Origin of the sequence: Novipirellula methanifontis (genome assembly GCF_052161655.1) — a bacterium.
Lineage (GTDB): Bacteria > Planctomycetota > Planctomycetia > Pirellulales > Pirellulaceae > Novipirellula.
This window is the reverse complement of record NZ_CP197418.1, coordinates 6,076,693-6,096,836: the sequence shown is the minus strand read 5'-3', so window position 1 is coordinate 6,096,836 and position 20,144 is coordinate 6,076,693. Positions and strand designations below refer to the sequence as shown.

Annotated in this window: 12 protein-coding genes; 6 read left to right on the top strand and 6 right to left on the bottom strand. The window is 54.6% G+C overall.

Translation table 11 applies throughout. The features are described 5' to 3' along the window. Window positions 1–307: 307 nt before the first annotated feature. Entirely contained in the window at window positions 308–3,553 is a 3,246-nt protein-coding gene (locus SH528x_RS21950; RefSeq protein ID WP_442505596.1) for a DUF1553 domain-containing protein, read from the top strand. Here SH528x_RS21950 and SH528x_RS21945 read toward each other — a convergent pair. Next, window positions 3,550–3,702, bottom strand: a complete 153-nt coding sequence (locus SH528x_RS21945; RefSeq protein ID WP_442505595.1) for a hypothetical protein — start codon at window positions 3,700–3,702, stop codon at window positions 3,550–3,552. The genes SH528x_RS21950 and SH528x_RS21945 overlap by 4 nt on opposite strands. Between SH528x_RS21945 and SH528x_RS21940 the strand changes: the two genes are divergently transcribed. Beyond that, window positions 3,701–5,161 carry a DUF1501 domain-containing protein gene (locus tag SH528x_RS21940; RefSeq protein WP_442505594.1) on the top strand — a complete coding sequence of 487 codons (1,461 nt, stop codon included), beginning with the start codon at window positions 3,701–3,703 and terminating at the stop codon, window positions 5,159–5,161. The genes SH528x_RS21945 and SH528x_RS21940 overlap by 2 nt on opposite strands. A 150-nt stretch (window positions 5,162–5,311) precedes the next feature. On the opposite strand, the gene SH528x_RS21935 is transcribed toward SH528x_RS21940, so the two are convergent. From SH528x_RS21935 to SH528x_RS21920, 4 genes are all read right to left on the bottom strand, one after another. Further along, window positions 5,312–6,799: a DUF1501 domain-containing protein gene (locus tag SH528x_RS21935; protein WP_442505593.1), complete on the bottom strand. Its 1,488-nt coding sequence runs from the start codon at window positions 6,797–6,799 to the stop codon at window positions 5,312–5,314. A 9-nt stretch (window positions 6,800–6,808) separates the two neighbouring features. After that, a complete protein-coding gene (locus SH528x_RS21930) occupies window positions 6,809–9,814 on the bottom strand; it encodes a PSD1 and planctomycete cytochrome C domain-containing protein (protein WP_442505592.1) in 3,006 nt (1,001 codons plus the stop codon). A gap of 271 nt (window positions 9,815–10,085) precedes the next feature. Continuing rightward, window positions 10,086–11,342 (bottom strand): DUF1559 family PulG-like putative transporter, encoded by a 1,257-nt coding sequence (locus SH528x_RS21925; RefSeq protein ID WP_442505591.1) that lies wholly within the window; start codon window positions 11,340–11,342, stop codon window positions 10,086–10,088. A 149-nt stretch (window positions 11,343–11,491) separates the two neighbouring features. Then, the gene (locus tag SH528x_RS21920; RefSeq protein WP_442505590.1) at window positions 11,492–11,662 is read right to left on the bottom strand and encodes a hypothetical protein; all 171 of its coding nucleotides are present in this window, start codon (window positions 11,660–11,662) and stop codon (window positions 11,492–11,494) included. A 209-nt stretch (window positions 11,663–11,871) separates the two neighbouring features. On the opposite strand from SH528x_RS21920, the gene SH528x_RS21915 reads away from it, so the two are divergent. Next, the gene (locus tag SH528x_RS21915) at window positions 11,872–12,420 is read left to right on the top strand and encodes a sigma-70 family RNA polymerase sigma factor (protein ID WP_442505589.1); all 549 of its coding nucleotides are present in this window, start codon (window positions 11,872–11,874) and stop codon (window positions 12,418–12,420) included. Then, window positions 12,417–14,204 (top strand): LamG-like jellyroll fold domain-containing protein, encoded by a 1,788-nt coding sequence (locus tag SH528x_RS21910; RefSeq protein WP_442505588.1) that lies wholly within the window; start codon window positions 12,417–12,419, stop codon window positions 14,202–14,204. The genes SH528x_RS21915 and SH528x_RS21910 overlap by 4 nt, the downstream gene beginning before the upstream one ends. Window positions 14,205–14,378: 174 nt before the next feature. Here the strand turns inward: SH528x_RS21910 and asd are convergent, their stop codons facing one another. Further along, entirely contained in the window at window positions 14,379–15,287 is a 909-nt protein-coding gene (gene asd, locus SH528x_RS21905; RefSeq protein ID WP_442505587.1) for an archaetidylserine decarboxylase, read from the bottom strand. A gap of 171 nt (window positions 15,288–15,458) precedes the next feature. Between asd and SH528x_RS21900 the strand changes: the two genes are divergently transcribed. Continuing rightward, on the top strand, window positions 15,459–18,671 hold the full coding sequence (locus tag SH528x_RS21900; RefSeq protein WP_442505586.1) for a DUF1553 domain-containing protein: 3,213 nt from the start codon (window positions 15,459–15,461) through the stop codon (window positions 18,669–18,671). Continuing rightward, entirely contained in the window at window positions 18,671–20,131 is a 1,461-nt protein-coding gene (locus tag SH528x_RS21895) for a DUF1501 domain-containing protein (protein WP_442505585.1), read from the top strand. The genes SH528x_RS21900 and SH528x_RS21895 overlap by 1 nt, the downstream gene beginning before the upstream one ends. Window positions 20,132–20,144: the final 13 nt, after the last annotated feature.

Genomic DNA, 20,144 nt, shown 5'->3' with positions numbered 1-20,144 from the left:
AAGGAGCTTTTTTCTAAATAACCCCGTAAAACACGGGATCATTCTGTTTGATGACAGACACTAGCTACGCTCGCCAGAGCGTGGATTGTTAGCGTTCAATGCGAATCACCACCTTCTGGCGAAGGTAGCTACCAGAAAATCGTTCACGGCGTTACGCGTCAGAGGTGACAATTGCTCGTCAAATGGGCAGCACAGTGCACGAAAACGAGGCGACGAACGGACACAAATTTGCTTCGCACCTGCCGTTCCCTTAAACTGGCTCTCCCCAGCCTCCCCACCTCCCTTTCCCTCCCCCAATGATTCGCCCATGCTCCGGTTGCCACAATCGCTGCCATTGATGGTCCGATGGCGACATGTCCACAAGACCGTGCTTGCCTTCCTGGTGGCATACTTCCTGGCGTCGTCATCAGTGATCCATGCGGTTGATTTCCGTGACGAGATCGAACCGATTCTGCAGGCAAACTGTCATGATTGTCATGGCCCCGATGAAGCGAATGGCCAGCTGCGTTTGGATCGTTTGGCCAACATGCTGCGGGGCGGCAATTCTGGGGAACCGGCGATCATCCCCGGCGATCCCGACGGCAGCTTCCTGCTCAAGTTGATCAAACATGAGGAAGCGGGTCTCGAAATGCCCCCGGACGACACGTTGTCGGCCAACGAGATCAAGTTGATCGAAACGTGGATTGCCGAGGGAGCGAAGACAACGGAAAGTTACGGCCCGGCAACAGAAGCAGTCGAGTTGGACCATTGGTCGTTTCGCCCACTCAAGCGTCCTTCATCAGCCGATTCGATCGACGCCTTTGTTCACGCTCGCTTGGCGGCTGAAGGCTTAGAACCGTCACCACCTGCGGATCGCCGAGTCCTGATTCGCCGTTTGTTTTTGGTAATGCTCGGGCTGCCCCCGACGCCCGAACAAGTCGACGCCTTTGTCAACGATGAATCGACGCATGCTTGGCGAGACCTCGTCGATCATGTTCTCGCCAGCCAGCGGTATGGCGAGCGTTGGGCGAGTCACTGGTTGGATCTCGTTCGCTTTGCCGAGACGAATGGATTTGAAACAAACCGAGAACGGCCGACGGCGTGGCGTTACCGAGACTGGGTGATCGAGTCACTCAACGATGACAAGCCGTACAATGAATTTGTTCGCCAACAGATCGCGGGTGACGCGTTGGACGCGTTGGACGCGGCAATCGGAACCGGCTTTTTAGTCGCTGGGCCAATGGACTTGGTCAAAAGCCAAGATCCAAAGCTGACTCAAATGCAGCGGCAGAACGAACTGGATGACATCATCAATACCTGTGGGACCGCATTTCTTGGTCTGACCACCGGATGTGCTCGTTGCCACAACCACAAATTCGACCCGATCACTCAGAAGGACTATTACGCGATGCAAGCGGTGTTCGCGGGCGTCCAACATGGTGAAGCCGCACTGCCACTGAGCGACGAAGCCCAGCAACGCATCGACACGATCGCACGCGAGACGCAGCAACTGCGAGAGCGATTAGCAAAATATATTCCGGCGCACCAAAACGCTGTGATTGCGATCGACGACGCAAACGCAAATCAAATCGAAACGACGCGAGGAACGGCTCGGTACGCCAACACGCCGAGTTCCACTTGGGGCGATGGTCAATATTCGTGGTGGAAAAACGAACCGGGCAAACCGGTCGCTACTTACCAGCCAAACGTGCAAGGCTCGTACCGTGTTTGGCTCAGTTGGGGCGCGGGGTTTGAGTCTCACAGCACCGATGCTCGCTATGTGCTAAAAAACGCGACCGGACGCACTGAAATTGCCAAGATCAACCAGCAAAAACTTGCCGACGGTTCGGGTCAGGCAAACGGCCAACCGACGTGGAGTGGTTTCTATGATGCGGGCGTTCACGAATTCAACCCGGAAGATCTGATTGTTCTCGAATCAGGCGACGATGGGGCGGCAACCACCGCGGATGTGATCCTACTGCAAGAGGTATCAAACGACACAGAAATCCAATCCCCCACGTTACGTTCTAGCGTGACAGCCAAACACAACGTTGAGTCGTTTGCGCCACGCGATGCCAAATTTGTTCGCTTCGTCATCGAGGCGACCAACGCGGGTGAGCCGTGCATTGATGAACTCGAGATTTTTTCAGGTGACGAAAATGTGGCGTTGGCGAGCCTAGGGGCCAAGGCGACGTCGGCGGGCGATTTCCAGCACCCCAAACACAACTTGGCTCAGATTAATGACGGTCAATACGGCAACTCACGCAGCTGGATAGCGTCAGCTCGTTCCGGCGGATGGGTCCAAATCGAGTTACCAAAATCAACTCGAATCGACCGCATTGAGTGGGCGCGTGACCGTAGCGGCGAATTTGCCGATCGTGTGGCAACGAAGTACCGAATCGAATGTGCAAGTGACCCCGGGCGATGGCATGTGATCGCATCATCGGCGGACCGTTTCCCGCACGATGATCCGTCTCGATCCGCCGCGTACGTGTTTGCATCGTTTCCCGAGGACGAAGCTCGTCAAGGCCAAGCGTGGCTGTCGAGGCTAAACGAGATCGAAGCTGAAAGGAAACAAATCGAGGCACGCCCGCGAGCTTGGATTGGCAGTTTTTCGCAACCTGGTGCAACGCACCGACTGTATCGCGGCGAGCCTGATGCGAAGCGTGAACAAGTAAGTCCCAACGCGATCGATGTCTTCACTTCTCTGGACCTTGACCAAAATGCCCCCGAGCAAAAGCGGCGAGTCGCTTTCGCAAATTGGGTCACTAACGAAGACAACCCGTTAACCGCTCGCGTGATCGTCAATCGATTGTGGCAATTTCAGTTTGGCGTCGGGATCGTCGACACGCCGAGTGATTTTGGACTCAACGGCACTCCGCCATCGCACCCCGAACTGCTCGATTGGTTGGCGTGTGAGCTGATCGAGAACGATTGGTCGCTAAAACACATCCATCGGCTGATTCTGCACTCAGCCACTTGGCAACAATCCAGCCGACCGACGCTCGCGGGTTTGAAGTTTGATGCGAACACGCGGTTATTGTGGCGTTTCCCGACACGAAGACTCGAAGCCGAGGCAATTCGCGATTCGGTGCTTGCGGCCAGCGGCAGGTTGGATCTCGAGAACGCAGGCGGTCCCGGATTCAGTGCTTTTGAAGTCGAGCTTGAGAACGTGCGTCACTATCACGCAAAACAAGACTACGGACCGGCAGATTGGCGGCGAATGATCTACATGACCAAAGTTCGCCAGGAAAAGGATCATGTCTTTGGTGCTTTCGATTGCCCCGATGCGAGCATGGTGATGCCAAAACGCAGTCGATCGACCACACCGCTGCAGGCACTGAATCTGTTGAACAGTCGCTTTATGATGCAGCAGGCCGAGATTTTAGCCACGCGTTTACAATCCGAAGCGGACACGGTCCCCGGTCAAATCATCCGAGCGTGGCAGCTGTGTTTCCAACGCTCGCCGACGGAACAAGAAATCGCCGACAGCGAACAGTTTATTCAACAGGAAGGCATCGTGCAGTTCACGCGAGCGATCCTGAACGCAAACGAATTTGTTTTTATTCCTTAGTGCAGCGAAGCACAAGCAAATCTCAGGTAGCGGAACGCGTCAAGAGTTTCGGCGCGTTTGATGACGACGAAGAAAGTCTTGATGACTTCCGCTACGGGTAGTTTACGACGAAACTCTTGACGAGTTCCGCTACGGACAGTGACAATCATGAATACATACCTCCATCGACGTAAGTTTCTAGCCGAAACGGCAACGGGACTCGGCGGTATCGCATTGGCGAATCTGCTGCATCAGCAAAATTTGATGGCCGGTCCAGCGACGCCGTTGCGTCCCAAGATCGATCCTACACATCCGTTTGCGGCACGCGAACCGCACCACAAACCGGCCGCCAAAAATGTGCTGGTAATCTTCTGTGCGGGGGCGTGCAGCCAAGTCGATACGTTCGATTACAAGCCGGAGCTGATCAAACGCGACGGACAACCGCTGCCGGGATCCGAAAACTTGGTCACGTTTCAGGGCGAGCAAGGAATGCTGACCAAGAGCCCGTGGCAGTTCAAGCCGCGAGGCGAATCAGGCAAGATGGTTTCGGATCTACTGCCGGAACTCGCCGAGCTAGCGGATGACATGTGTTTCATCCATTCGTTGACCGGCAAAACGAACACGCATGGACCGGGCGAGAATTTCATGTCGACCGGCAATACACTCGATGGATTTCCCAGCATGGGAGCGTGGACGACATGGGCGTTAGGAACCGAAAACGAGAACCTGCCATCCTACGTGGCGATCTCGGATCCTCGCGGCACGCCTCAGTCGAGCGTCAACAATTGGGGGCCTGGCTTCCTACCCGCTGCGTTCCAAGGAACCGAGTTTAATGCAACCAAACCACTGAACAACTTACAAATTCCGCAGGGGACCTCAGCAAAAACGGATCGGGCGACGCGTGCTTTCTTGAGACGTTTAAACGAGCGGCATCTCGAACAATTCCCAGGCGACAGCGAATTGGCAGCCCGCATCGCTAGCTACGAACTTGCCGCTCGAATGCAGTTGAGTGTTCCGCAAGTTACCGATTTGACGACCGAATCGAAGACCACGCTAAAAGCCTACGGAGCCGACGACACAACCAACCCGCTGAAGGCACAGTTTGCCAACAATTGCATCCTGGCACGACGTTTGATCGAGCAAGGCGTGCGATTCGTGCAACTATTCAACGGCGCCTATCAGACCGGGGGCGAAGGGGTCAGTAATTGGGACGGACACAAAAAAATCGTCGATCAATACAGCAAACACGGCCCGGTACTGGACCAGCCCTGCGCTGCATTGCTTCGCGATATGAAGCAGCGTGGTTTACTCGAGGAGACCCTGGTGGTCTGGGTAACCGAGTTTGGACGAATGCCCACGTTCCAAAAGGGAGCAAGCGGTCGCGACCACAACCCCGACGGTTTTACTGCCTGGATGATGGGCGCCGGCGTGAAGGCTCCGTTCACTTACGGAGCGACCGATGAATTTAGTTACCGTGCGATCGAAAACGTCGCGACCGTGTACGATCTACACGCCACGATCCTACATCTACTGGGTCTGAACCACGAGCGGCTAACGTATTATTACAACGGTTTTGAACGCCGATTGACCGACGTTCATGGCCATGTGATCAAAGACATCTTGGTGTAAGCGTCGCTGCCAGAGCCGCTTGGGAAATGCCGTAGGTTAAGAAAGTAGCTACGTTCGCCAGAACGTGGTCCACCGTCCGCACGTGGTCCACCGCGAACGCGACGGTAGCTACAGCAAAGATAAAGATGCTCTAATTTTAAGATCGTTGGACTACGCCAAGACGTCATGGACAACTTGCGCGGGTTGCACGCCGGTTAGTTTTTGATTCAGTCCTTGAAACGGATAACTCAATTTGTTGTGATCAAAACCTAACAAGTGCAGCAGTGTGGCATGAAAGTCACGCAGGGGGACGGGGTTTTCGGCCGGAGAGTAGCCGACGGCATCGGTTTCTCCATAGCTGTAGCCCGGTTTGACACCGCCACCGGCCATCCAAAGTGTGAAGGCACCGGGGTTATGATCGCGGCCAATAAACCTCATTTCACTACCGCCGCGATTTTCACGCATTGGCGTTCGACCAAATTCACCGCTCCAAATCACTAGCGTGTCTTCGAGCATACCGCGTTGTTTCAGATCGGTCAGCAGCGCCGAGATCGGCTGATCCACCTGTTTGCATTTGTCTTTGAACCCTTCGTTTAATGCCTCGTCCTTACCGGCACCGTGCGAATCCCAGCCCCAATCGAACAACTGGATGAAACGCACATCGCGTTCGGCCAACCGTCTGGCTAACAAACAATTGTTGGCGAACGATTCTTTGCCGGGTTCGGTTCCGTACATCGCGTGAATGTGTGCCGGTTCGTCCCTGATGTCCATCGCTTCGGGGACAGCCGACTGCATCCGAAACGCCATTTCATATTGAGCGATTCGCGTCAGCGTCTCGGGATCACCAAAGGTCTCGTTGTTTCGCTGGTTCAGTTTATTGAGGGCATCGAGCATCGTGCGACGTCGATCCCGCGTAACTCCATCGGGGTTGAAAATATTTAGGATCGGATCGCCTTGCGAGCGGCACTGAACGCCTTGATAGACCGACGGCAAAAAACCACCGCTCCACAACGCTTTGCCCACGCGAGGCTGGCGACCGCCGGAAAGCAGTACGAAAAAGCCTGGAAGGTTCTCGTTTTCAGTCCCGAGTCCCCACGTCGTCCACGATCCAATCGACGGGTACCCCATGCGGGCTTGCCCGGTGTGCACCATCAATTGGGCGGGACCGTGATTGAATTGATCGGTCTGCATCGTTTTGATGAAACAGACATCGTCGACGTGTTTGGTGAAATGCGGAAACCGATCCGAAACCCACGCGCCACTTTCACCATATTGGGCAAACGGATATTGCGGCCCCAGCATTTTGGGCGTGCCTTGGATGAAGGCAAACCGTTTGCCTTCCAAGAAGGACTGCGGGGTATCTTTGCCATCCAACCGTTTCAAGTCGGGCTTGTAATCAAACAATTCCAATTGGCTCGGGGCGCCAATCATGTGCAAATAGATGACCCGCTTCGCCTTGCCCGGTAATGGCGACGGTAGCGGGCTGAGTGGATTTTGCGCGTCGTGCATCGGCAGATGTTTCGATGCCGCGTTGGCGTTCTGCTGCATCGCCATCCACATTGCCCCCATCCCGGTCGTACACCCCTGCAGGAAATGACGACGAGTGGTTTGCTGGAGTTTGGTGGCGCGTGCTTCGCGATAGAGGTTTTCGTTGCTCATGATTTATCCTTACTTCATCACCACTTCGTCGAGGTTTAATAGCACTGCGGCAACCGTGGTCATTGCGTCCGCATCGTCACTGACTTGGTCTGCATCGTTTTCATCTGAGACGTCTTCATCCGACACGCCACGCTGCGACTCAAACAAGGTCATCAAATCTTGCAGATCCGCTGGGGAGGGTTCACGGCAAGTCACGATCACAAATCCGTGTCGAATTTGCTCACGTGGATCCTTGCTCGCAGACTGCATTCGCCCTGCTAGCGCCGACGCACTCTCGGCAAACGTTTCATCATTTAGCATCATCAACGCCTGCAGCGGCGTATTGGATCGCAGCCGTCGCGGGGAACAAAATTCGCGAGACGGTGAATCGAACGCGGCAAACATCGGATAGGGAATACTGCGTTTCATGTAGGTGTAAATCGAACGACGATAGCGATCCTCGTCGCCCAGTTTTGCCATCGGCCATTTGTCGCCGGACTGAAAGGGTTTCCAAACACCGTCGGGAATCGGCGGGTGTACTGGGGGGCCAAACGGCTTATCGCTGAGCAGCCCCGACAACGCCAACGCTTGGTCTCGAACAATCTCGGACGACAAACGGTGACGCGGTCCTCGAGAAAGCCATTGATTCTGAGGATCAAGCTGAAGACCTTCGTCGGTAACTTTGGAGGACTGCCCATAGGTTCGCGAAAGCACAATCTCGCGAATCATCGATTTCATGCTCCATTGCTGTTCACCTTGAAATCGCAGTGCCAAAAAGTCCAATAATTTCGGATGGGACGGCGATTCGCCCGAGGAACCAAAATCCTCTTCGCTGAGCACCAAACCGGTCCCGAACAGTTGAGCCCAGACACGATTGACGGCAACACGAGAGGTTAGCGGATTGTCTTGGCTGACCAACCATTTGGCGAGCGTTAATCGGTTCGGCTGCTGAACATCGTTGCCCGAGTCTTCTCTGGGGAGCGGGTGAAGCGATTCGGGAGTATCCGGCGTAACAAGTTCGCCTTTGGTGAGAAACGACCCACGCTCGAACAAATGACTCGGCCGAGCCAAATGGTCGGGACGCTCTTGCATGACCGGTACCGAAACGGACTTGATCTTTGCACGTTCTTTCTCGAGTTCGGCGAGTTTAGCTCGGGAATTCGCCACTGATTCGTTGTTCACGAATTCGACGAACTCTTCTCGGTCGCTGACAGCCAAACGTCCCCGCCGAGTGATCAACGAGAATGCACCGAGAACAAACACGCGATGCTTCAGCGTGACCCGAAGTCGAGCATTGTCGGGGATCTCGATCGGGGAATCGAGCACGAATGCAGCTTCGCGAGCATGATTGATTCGCGAATAGGCTGCGAAACCAAGGTTGGATTTGGGATCCAAACTGGCGTTCGGATCGTAGAACGGATTCGGATCGTCGCCGATCACGCGGGCAAACGAGATCTCGATAGGAGATTCCTGGCCGTCCACCAGCAATTCCGCCTTCAGCTCGGACAATACAAATCCCCATTCGGAATCATCGAGTCCGGTTTTGGGATCAAGCGGCTTGGCGGTCACCCGAATCGCCGTCAATTGTTTCATCTCCGCTGGCAGCGGTGACTCGACCGTGATGTCGGTATTGCGGCTGACCGTATCGACTGTATGAAATTCGTCGTGATCGTCCACCCGCTGGACTTCGATCCGCGTCGAGTTGCTGGTCGACGCCTTCAGATCAACCAACGGCGTCCAGACGTCGTCAGCCCGTAGCTGGGCAAACTCTTGCTGGAACAACTGATCTCGAAGCCCACGGATTTGCTGATCGAGTTGATCGGCCTTGTCATAGTCGCTCGGATCGACCGGAGCCTGGACGACAGGCCAATCCTCGTCCAAATCGCTATCGGTTGTGTTGTTAAAGAACGCCGCGAATTCGTAAAACTCTTCGTGCCTAAATGGATCGTAGGGATGGCTGTGGCACTGCACACAACCAAAGGTGACGCCGAGCCAAGTTTGCCACGTGGTGCTGACGCGATCGAGTACCGCGGCGACGCGAAACTCTTCATCGTCCGTACCGCCTTCTTCGTTGTTCTGAGTCAAACGGTGCGCAGCGGTCGCGATCAAGTCTTCGATCGTCGGATTGGGCAACAAGTCGCCCGCGATCTGTTTGATCGTGAACTGATCATAGGGCAAATCACGATTCAGCGAATCGATTACCCAGTCGCGATACTTCCAAACCGATCGACGCCCATCCAAACCGAGTCCTTTTGAATCGGCATAACGAATTTGGTCCAACCACACGCTGGCCCATCGTTCGCCGTACGCGGTCGAGTCAAGCAGTAGGTCCACGTAATCGCGACGAGCCGCGTCGGGGTCCAGAGCAAACGCCCGCAAAAACGCATCTCGCTGCTCGAGCGTCGGAGGCAATCCGGTCAAGTCCAACGTGACACGTCGCAGCCAACGCTCAGGCGCGGCATCCGGCGAAGGCGTGAGTTTTTTTTCATCCAGTTTGGCAAGCACAAAACGATCAAGCGGCTGGCGTTCCCATTTGGGATCCGAAACCTCGGGAAGTGGTTGCGGTTCCGGTGCAGCGTAGGACCAGTAACTTGCTTTCCAGACGGCACCTTGCTTGATCCACCCGGTCAAGATCGCAACGTCTGCGGCGGACAATGGCGGCCCATGGTCCGGCGGAGGCATACGAAACTCGGGATCGCTGGTCAGAACACGCTCGATCAGGACCGAGTTCTCAGGATCGCCTGGTTCGACGATCCATCCATCGGGCGGCAGCACTTGTTCTTTGTAGACAAACGAGACGTCCGCGGCTTGCTTGACGCCACCGTGACACGCGGTGCAGTGGGCGTTGAAAATCGGACGAACGTGATCATTGAAATCAATCGTCTCTGGAAGATCCATTTCGTCGGACGCAGCCACGACGCCAAGCCCACCAGATCCGAACACACCGGTCCCGATCGTCCCCAGCAAGATGAACGCAACGACGACGCCGGAATAATAACGCACGGGAATGCAAAAGCGGTTTACGACAGAATTCATATAGACAATTTTAACGATGCAGCGAAACTCGGAGGGATGCTTGGAAGGACACTCATTGTACCAGGCCTTTGCGCCCCCGAAAAAAGTGAGGCAGTTTGGGAGCGAGCGGAAAATGAATGTCACGTTTCACGTAGGGCCGGTTCCCACCGGCCGTCCTTGACGGATTGATAGAGACAGCTCGATAGAACCGGCCGGTAGGAACCGGCCCTACGCTCGATCAGCCAACGATATTTGTCGCCGGCTATCCGTTTAACACCCGCTCGATTGCGGTCTAAAACTCGTCCTTGATCACTTCTTTCGAGGCACGCGTACCGAGCGACCCCCAAAGCCCATACGGACTTTGCGAACCCGCTAGGTTCGGGTTGGAGGTGTGTCCAGTAAACGATGCGACGACCGCATTGTCCGTCAAATCGCCCGACTCGATGCTGTCGGTGATGAACTTGACTGCACCATCTCCCATCAACACGTGAGCACCACCTTGGTGACGACTACCCGCACTGGAGATAAAATACCAATTGCCATCGGAGGTGTTGGTCGAGCAGTTGGCGTTATTCGGAGGCAGAATCGTTTGAAACGCCGTGTACGTCAATCGTCCATCGCCCCAACGCCCACCACGAGAGTTCAATGGGTTTGTTTCAACGCTGGCAGAGCTGGTGTAGAACGTTGGACGAGCAGGATCGATATGCGCACCTTGTCTGCAGCGGTTAGGCTCGCCGGCGCCATCCCAGGTTCCATCGCCTTTAAAGGAAATGTTGCGAACCCAGTCCGCGCGTGTCTCACGACTTCCTGCAGAGGTACAGATTTCGCCCGCGGCAATGGTGTTGGACAATCCGTCGAGCACGTCACGGAAGCCCACCTTGTGACGGCTCCAGAAAAAGCCGCGGTTAGCAGCCTGAGCTCGCAGCGTCATATCGCCATCGTTGTTCAGGGAGTAATCGGAGGGTTGGTTGTACGCGCCCCGCTCGTTTTTGCCGCCAAAGTAACACGAGTCGATCGAATCACCCAAACATGCGGCATAGTTGCTGCGTCCCGTTGCCACGCCGGGTAAACGCGACGGGTCACTCGGGCAACGAAATCCAGCGATATCGGTTGCCCAGGCGGGGTAGGCGGCTTGCCATGGCACTGGTCCCATCGCTGGCCACGTGCCGTTGGTCACAGTCCCCGGCATACTGGATCCAGGACTCACTTCTTGACTTGGGTTGGTAATACCTTCCCACATCGCTTGCTGCTCGATGAACGGCAACACGGTCACCAGCCAACTTAGAAAACGGCGATTGCTGTTGTTCGAGACATCGCCTACGTAGGCACGATCCGTTCCCGTGTGATTATTGGGAAGCTGGTTATAGGCACTGTGGTAATTATGGATTGCCAAACCAAGTTGCTTGAAATTGTTGCTGCAACTCATCCGCCGTGCGGCTTCGCGAGCGGCCTGGACCGCCGGCAACAACAGCCCGACCAAAACGCCGATAATGGCGATCACGACGAGTAGCTCCACGAGCGTGAAGCCGCGATTCTTAGAATTTCTCATCTACAAAAACTCCCAAAGGAACAAACAAAAGTAAACTCGTAAAAAACAGTCAGGGGGTGTCGAACCCAGCTCATGAGGTAAATGCTAGAAACAACAAACGCAAAATAGAAAATTCACCCGCGAGCCAGTCTCGACAGCCGTGAAAATGGCTAGACGCCACCGGCTGGTTTATTCATCTCAGCCTCGTAGGCTTCCATGCTTTCTTGATTGACCGTCGATTGGTCAATCACTTCATTTTGGGCTTCGCCACAGCCCACGATTGAGAAGCTGGCGACAAACGCAAAGCAGGCGAGAACGATCGTCGGAGTACGATTGGGCATGAAACAAACTCTGGATTTGAAGGATCGGAATGAGATGCAAAAGTGACAGCTGTCACAGACAACGGATTTGGAATTCCCGTTAACGCGATAGTGGGGAATAGCCAATCGCAATAAAATCTTTCTTGAGCAACGATATTTTTTTTCTTTTTTTCGCTGTTTCCCTGCAGAAAGCGAAAGATTTAGCCGCTTTCGGCTATCTACTAAATGACATGCACAACGACGTACCAGGCAAAATCGAGCTCACCACCGCGTGGGTACTGCAGCTAACCGAGGCCCAACCTCGGCTGTTTGGATTTTTGCTGAAGCGATTAGGCAACAGCGACCAGGCCCACGAGGTGCTACAGGAAGTCAATCTGGTGCTATGTCGCGATGCAGCCAAATTCGAAGAGGGAACGGATTTTATGGCCTGGGCGTTTACAATCGCTCGTTTCCAGGTGATGGCGTTTCGCAAACGTCAGTCCCGCGACCGGCTGATTTTTCCCGCCGATTTGGCGGCATCGCTCGACGCAATGGACTCCGAAATGTTTCCCGATGACATTTGCCAGCGACGCGAAACCGCTCTGCAAGACTGTCTTGTCAAACTGGTGCCAGAACAACGAAAATTGATCATCCAGCGGTACGCGGAATCGATTTCCGTGAAAGCCATTGCCGGTGACATGGACAAGTCCGCGAACGCCGTCAGCTTGATGCTGCATCGAGTACGAGAAAAACTAATCGCTTGCGTCGAGTCAAAACTATCGATGGAGCCGCCCAAATGAACATTCACCCTGATAACGCGGACGACATGCAACGCCTGAACGAATTGTTGCCGCTTTTGATTGACGAACAACTAAGCGACGCCGAAGGCAAGGAACTCGTGGCGATCCTGCAATCTTCCCCCGAGGCTCAGGCACACTACCTTCGTTATTTGCAGATCCACTCTGAGCTTTCCGGTGCTTGGGGAGTGGTAGACAGCGTCAATCCAGCTCACCTGAGTGAACATTTCACAACGGCTGATGATCAGCCAACGTCGCCTCTAGTGCCGACATGTTCGAACGCGTGGTCGGGTGCGAGCATGAATTTGCAAGGGTTCGTGGCGTTTCTGATTCTCGTCATCGGTGGACTATCGTTTGTATTGGTCTTGTCGCTGAGTGGCTATTTCGGCAGCCCACCGCAACAGGAAACCGCTCCGCAGGCCAAGCGTTCCGACGGGCCGACGATTCCGATCGTGGCATCGACCGACGAAACGAACGCATCATCCAATGACGCGTTCACCAAGGGTTTTGATGTCGCGATGGTCGAACCGGTTGCCGCCGTCGTTGTGCGTAGCGATAGTGATTCCGCATCAAAGCTTTCGATCGGACAAAGATTAACGTCCGGCACATTGAAGCTGGAACAGGGCTTCGTGCAAATGGAGTTTATGAGCGGTGCGGTGGTTGCGATCGAAGGGCCTGCCGAACTGCAAATTCATTCCAAGGACGCAGCGACGTTATTGTCCGGCAGCGTCAGTGCACACGTGCCTCCGCGGGCTCGCGGTTTTGTGCTCAACGCGCCCAAGGCAGCGATCGTTGATTTAGGCACCGAGTTTGGCGTCAGCGTGACTCCGGCGGGGACTTCGGAAGTCGAAGTCCTCAGCGGTGAAGTCGAACTGTCATTGCTTGGTGACGATGGTAATACGTTGATCAGCCAACGTGTGAAAGAGGCAACGCGAATCAGCGTCAACCGAGAGCAAGACTTGTTGCAAACGATCACAGCCAAGCCAAAGGAACTGCCTAAGATTATTGCGTACGAAGAGAAGGCATTGCCTCTGACGGATGAATATGCAGAGCTGATTCGCCGAGACTCACCGCTTCTCTATTGGCGTTTTGAAGACACGGACGATTCCCCGATCGCTAACCATTCGGTCCGCAATGAAATGGGACCGAATCACGTGGCGATGTTCCGTCACGCGAAAGACGGGGGAAAGAACATCCAGGTCACCAATGGGTACCTCCGTTTCCAGCGCAGCGACTCAGCACGATACCTGATTAGCGAAAATCCGATCGAAGGACTCAACCAAGGTCCCTACTCGATTGAGTTATGGATGAAGCCCGATGACCTGCAGTATGCGGCCGTGCTAGGGGTATTTCCCGAATCAAGAAAAGACAACCGAATCTTTTTAAACGTTTTGGAGGTGGTGACAAACACGTTCATGATCCACGAGCCCGGCGCATTGCGTTTTCTGCATCGGACTCCTCCGACCGCATCGTTCGAGACGGGAACCAACGCATTCACTCGCGGGTTATGCGTGCCCGGTCAATGGCATCACGTCGTGGCGGTAAAAAACGTGGACACAATGGAGATCTATCTCAACGGCACACTGGCGAGTCGCGTCCCATTGGCGGAAGGTAAAGTCGATGGATCCGGTGATTTCCATTTGATCATCGGCCAATTAACGTCGACCGATGCGTGGCGGCAATATTCCGGTGCTGTCGACGAAATCGCAGTTTACTCACGGGCGCTCACGCCAACTGACATCGAGCATCACTATCGTCTAGCAATCCCCGCGACACTGCTGCAATAAGATAACCGGCGCAATAAGATAACCGGCGCAATAAGATAACCGGCGCAATAAGATAACCGGCGCAATAAGATATCGGTGAAATAAATGGATGAACGACATACGACCTTGCTGGTAAAGAACACGTGTCTCACACTTGCTGAGAACCATGACGAAATGTCACCACGCTAAACGCGGTCACTCACTGCGACCGGCAACGTCACCCATCCGCGCATAGACTTCGCGTTGCTGGGACGAATGTGTTAGCAAGTCCTCCGAAAAACGTACCCGTCCCGCTTCCATCAACACCATCGTCATTGAACCGCCGAATGTGAAGTAGCCTTTGTCGTCCCCTTTCTGCACCGCACCGGGAGTGAATGTTTGATGGATGCCTCCGACACAGGCCGCGCCCACTTCGATCATCAACACCGTGCCGTGGGATTCCGTTTGAATTTGGGTGATCACTCGTTTGTTTTCCCACAAAATCGCCAAACGTTTCCGCAGTGCAATCGGGTTCACCGACGACAGCGATCCTGGGATCAAGCGGGAATCGCTTGCCACGCCGGACACTGGAAAGTGGTAGCGGTGGTAATCGACCGGACAGAGTCGAGAGATCAACATACTGCCGGTGGCGTAACGATCTGCTAACTCGCGGTTACCCAACAACCGAGCCAAGTCCATCCGTTGTCCCTTGACCCAAAATCCATCGGGCTTAGAAACGTCAGCGATTGCCAGATGACGCCCGTCGGCAGGAAAGACGACCGAGTTCGGATCGGTATCGATCGGACGTGCGGCGGGCTTCAATTTGCGATAGAAGAACTCGTTAAACGTGCAAAATGATTCGGGTGGTTCCTGAAATTCGTTCGGATCGAGTTTGTAGGTTTCAATAAAGGGGAGCACTTTCGTTTGACTGGCGGCCCGGTCCATCCGCCAACCGTACCATTTGGAAAACCAAACGCGTTTGGCGGCGACCGCCAGCGCGATCTGGCCCGGCACCGTTTCGTAGGTCCAGCGGAGAAACGGTTCCCCGTAGATCTCTTCCTGCTCGATCTTGCCGGTGTAGCGGTTAAAGAAAGTGATCGTGTCTTGATTGGGGGGGGCATCCATTTTAATTGACAATGACTTCCACAAAAGTATTCAGCTGCACATCCCAATCTTTCCATGTAAACTTGGGTGTCTTTTCGGCGTTGGCATGATAGCGTATGGATAATGCCACGTCATGCGTCCCACCCGCCTCCCGCCCCGCCGTCTTTGCAGCAGAAAGTGAAATTCATCACGATGCAGAATCAATCAATTAACGCGCCGGATTGGTCCCGCCCCTGGCTAGCGGCCCCCGTATCGCGAGCACTGATGCTAGCGGCGGCTCTTTTGCTGTCGTGGCCAAGTATTGCATCCGCCGCGACACCGCTGGAATACAACCGCGATATTCGGCCAATCTTAGCAGAATACTGTTTCGCTTGTCATGGTTTGGATGGCTCGAGCCGCGAGGCCGATTTGCGATTGGATGCCCGCGAATTGGCGATTGATGCCGGAGCGATCCAACCGGGTGATCCGGAGGCGAGCGAATTGATCGCTCGCGTGATGAGCGACGACGCCGATATGGTGATGCCGCCGCCAGCGTCCAAGAAGTCGTTGTCGAGCGAAGAGCGTGAGACACTGCGGCGTTGGGTAGCCGAAGGAGCGGAGTACCAAGACCACTGGGCGTTAATTCCACCGACAAAAGTGCCGCCACCGCAAATCGACGCAGATAGGCCCGATGCGAATTGGTGCAAGAACGAAATTGATCAATTTGTACTGGCGCGACTACATGACAGCGGACTGCGTCCTGCGGCCGAAGAATCACCTCGCCGTTTTTTCCGGCGGCTCAGTTTCGACATTACCGGGTTGCCACCGTCGGTCGATGATGTCGAGTCGTTTGTTGCCGACTACGCAGCGTCGGGTGACGAAGCCGTCTCGCAATGGATCGACCGGCTGATGACATCGACGGCGTGGGGCGAGCATCGCGCCCGCTTTTGGTTGGATGCCGCCAGGTACGCGGATACTCACGGCATGCATTTCGACAACTATCGTGAAATGTGGCCTTATCGCGACTGGGTGATCCGCTCGTTCAACCAGAACCAACCGTTTGACGATTTTACGCTCGAACAACTTGCCGGCGATCTGTTACCTGACCCGACGCTTGATCAATTGATCGCCACCGGATTCCAACGTTGTGCAATGACGACAAACGAAGGCGGAACAATCGACGAGGAAAACGTGGCAATGTACGCGGCCGACCGGGTGCAAACCTTTGGTTGGGTCTACCTAGGACTGACCACGAATTGTTGCCAATGTCATGACCACAAATTTGATCCGATCACGATCAAGGACTATTACGCATTAGCAGCCTTTTTTCGTAACACCACTCAGCCGCCCAAGGATGGAAATTCCAAAGACGGCAGAAGCAAGGTGGCGTTTGTGCCAATCCAACAGGACCTTGCTCGCTGGAACGAACTTGAACCTGAAATCAAGAACGCCGAACAAGCTCGCGACCTGCACGTTAAAAACTCCAATCCGGCCTTCACCGCTTGGCTGGACACCGTTTCGGCCGAATCGATGCGGCAAAACTCACCGACGATCAAACGACTGATTCATCTACCTTTGAACGAGAAAAAGGGACGGGGTGTCGCGGTCAGCGAGGATGCCCAATGGACCGCCGATGGCAAACTGGGGGATACCTTTAAAATCACCGCCACCACCACGCTGGAATTAGGCGGGCTTGGGGATTTCGAGAAAGACGAACCGTTTTCGTTTGCCGCTTGGATTCGATTGCCAGATGTAAACAAGGCCGCTTCGATCATCGCTCGAATGGATAGCAGCAACGCAAGTCGCGGCTGGGACGTTTTTGTTGCTGGCGGTTCGGTGGCCATGCACCTTGTGCAGGATTGGCCCGAGAACGGATTGAAGGTCATGACCGACAAACGCGTTCTCAATAACAACCAATGGCACCATGTATGTGTGTCCTGGGATGGTAGCGGTAACGCCAGCGGCGTGAGGATTTTTGTCGATGGCAAAAAGCAAGGGACACGAACGGAAAAAGAAACACTCGGTAAGGACGCGACCATTCGCACTGCGACCCCGCTGCGTGTCGGGCAACGTAGTAGTGGATCGTTGTTGGAAGGCGGTTCGATCCAAGACCTGCAGCTGTTCACTCGAGTCTTAGAATCGGATGAAGTCGTTCGCGTTCAGCAGTACAGCGTTTTGGCAAAGGCTCTCGACGTTCCCGTCGGCCAGCGAAACGAAGCTGATCAAGACGCGTTGCGGCAATATTTTCTGGAAAATCATGATCCGGAGTACAAGCAACGAGTCGCCAGCATCCGCAAACTACAACGTGAACAAGAAGCGATTCGTCAACGCGGCGCGATCACGCATATCCAGGAAGAGCGGCCCAATACTCCGGCGATGGCCAACATCTTGATGCGAGGCGAGTACGACAATGTGGGCGAAAGCGTGGCCGCCGCTCCTCCGGCCGTCCTACATGCAATGCCAAGTGAAGCCCCCGCGAATCGGCTTGGGTTGGCACAATGGGTCCTCGACCCAGCAAATCCGTTGACGTCACGCGTGACGGTGAACCGATTTTGGCAAGAGATTTTCGGTCAAGGCATTGTCGTCACTCCCGAAGACTTTGGGGTGATGGGCGCTCCGCCGACACACCCCGGTTTAATCGATTGGTTGGCAGTCGACTTCGTTGAAAATGGGTGGGATGTCAAAAGATTCTTTAAACAGATGCTGATGAGTGCGACCTATCGCCAAGCGGCGATCACGACGGCCGAGAAACTTGAAAAGGACCGCGACAACCTGCTGCTTTCCCGCGGACCTCGCTTCCGTATGGATGCGGAAATGATCCGCGATGCGGCGCTTGCGAACAGCGGTCTGATGTCGCAAAAGATGTATGGCCCGGGGACGCGTCCATACCAGCCTGACCACCTGTGGGACATTGTTGGGTTGCCCGAAGGCAACACTCGAATTTACACAACCGATAGTGGCGAAGACCTTTATCGCCGTTCGATCTATTCGTTCTGGAAACGAATGGCTCCACCGCCAGGACTCGAAGCGTTCAACGCTCCCAATCGCGAAGTGTGTACGGTCCGTCGTGAGCGGACCAACACACCGCTTCAGGCGCTGGTGACGCTGAATGACCCTCAGTTTGTCGAAGCAGCCAAAAAGCTCGCTGAAGTCGCTTTAAAAACAGCAACAGACGATGACCGAGCCCTCTTGGACTTTATCGCCGAACGTGTCCTCGCTCGGACGCTGAGGGAACCTGAAATCACGATTCTCTCGACCATTTTGGCTGACCTACGAAATCATTACCAAGCCCACCCACAAGACGCATCGGACTTGCTTGCCGTCGGAGATTCAACGGTGGACACATCGCTCGACGCTTCCGAATTGGCCGCTTGGACGATGACTTGCAATCAAATCATGAACCTTGACGAGGCTTTGACGAAATAATGAACCCGCATCAACAATCGCATATGCTGCAAACGCGTCGTCATTTTTTGGCCAAAGGCAGCAACTTACTCGGCACCGCGGCGCTCGCATCGTTAGCGTCTCCGCTGATGACGCCCCAGAACGCCTTTGCCGCCAGCCATGGCGAAGTTCCGCTTCATTTTGCTCCCCAGGCAAAACGTGTGATCTATTTGCACATGGTCGGTGGCCCATCACAGATGGATTTGTTTGATTACAAACCGGCCATGCAAGAGATGTTCGACAAAGATTTGCCGGAATCGATTCGGCAGGGACAACGGTTGACGACGATGACCAGTGGTCAGTCGCGTTTCCCCATCGCTCCGTCGAAATATTCTTTCAAGCAATACGGCGAATGTGGCATGTGGATGAATTCAGAACTGCTGCCGTACTTGTCGAAAAAGGCGGACGACATTTGTTGGATGCGGAGCCTGCATACCGAAGCGATCAATCATGAACCTGCGATCGCGGCCATGCAGACGGGCAACCAAATTACCGGACGTCCTTGTCTCGGGTCGTGGGCCTCGTATGGGCTCGGGTCGATGAACGAGAATTTACCGTCGTTTGTAGTGCTGGTGGCAACTCCCAAAAACCGCGAACAGGAACAGGCGATTTCCTCACGGCTATGGAGCTCCGGCTACTTGCCCGGTCAACATGCGGGGGTTTCGTTCCGCAGCAGCGGAGATCCGATTCTCTATATCAATAATCCTCCGGGGGTTCCGGACGAAATAAGAGGCCGGACGATTGACGGCTTAAATGCGTTAAATCAATTGAACTATGAAGCAATTGGGGATCCCGAGACGCACACGCGGATCCAACAGTATGAGATGGCGTTTCGCATGCAGGCCAGTGTGCCGGAGTTGACTGACATCAGTACGGAAACGCAGGCAACGTTTGATCTGTATGGCGAAGACGCAAAGAAACCAGGCTCGTTTGCCAATTCGGTGCTGATGGCACGCCGATTAGCAGAGCGTGGTGTTCGCTTTGTGCAAATCTATCACAACAATTGGGATCACCATTCCAACGTTGCCGGTCGGATGCCAGACCAATGCAAGGACGTGGACCAACCGTGCGCGGCGTTGCTGGATGATCTTCGGCAACGAGGCATGCTGGACGATACGCTTGTCATTTGGGGTGGCGAATTCGGACGCACGATTTACACGCAAGGCAAATTGAGCAAAGAGAACTACGGTCGCGACCACCATCCACGATGCTTCACGATGTGGATGGCTGGCGGCGGTTCACGTCCGGGCCAGATCTATGGCGAGACCGACGATTTTTCCTACAACATCGTTCGCGATCCGCTGCACATTCGTGATTTCCACGCCACCGTGTTGAATCTGCTGGGGTATGACCACGAGCGGTTAAGTTACAAACACCAGGGGCTCGATCAAAAATTAACCGGCGTCGAACCGGCACATGTGGTGCACGACTTGATCGCATAAGGGAACACGCCGC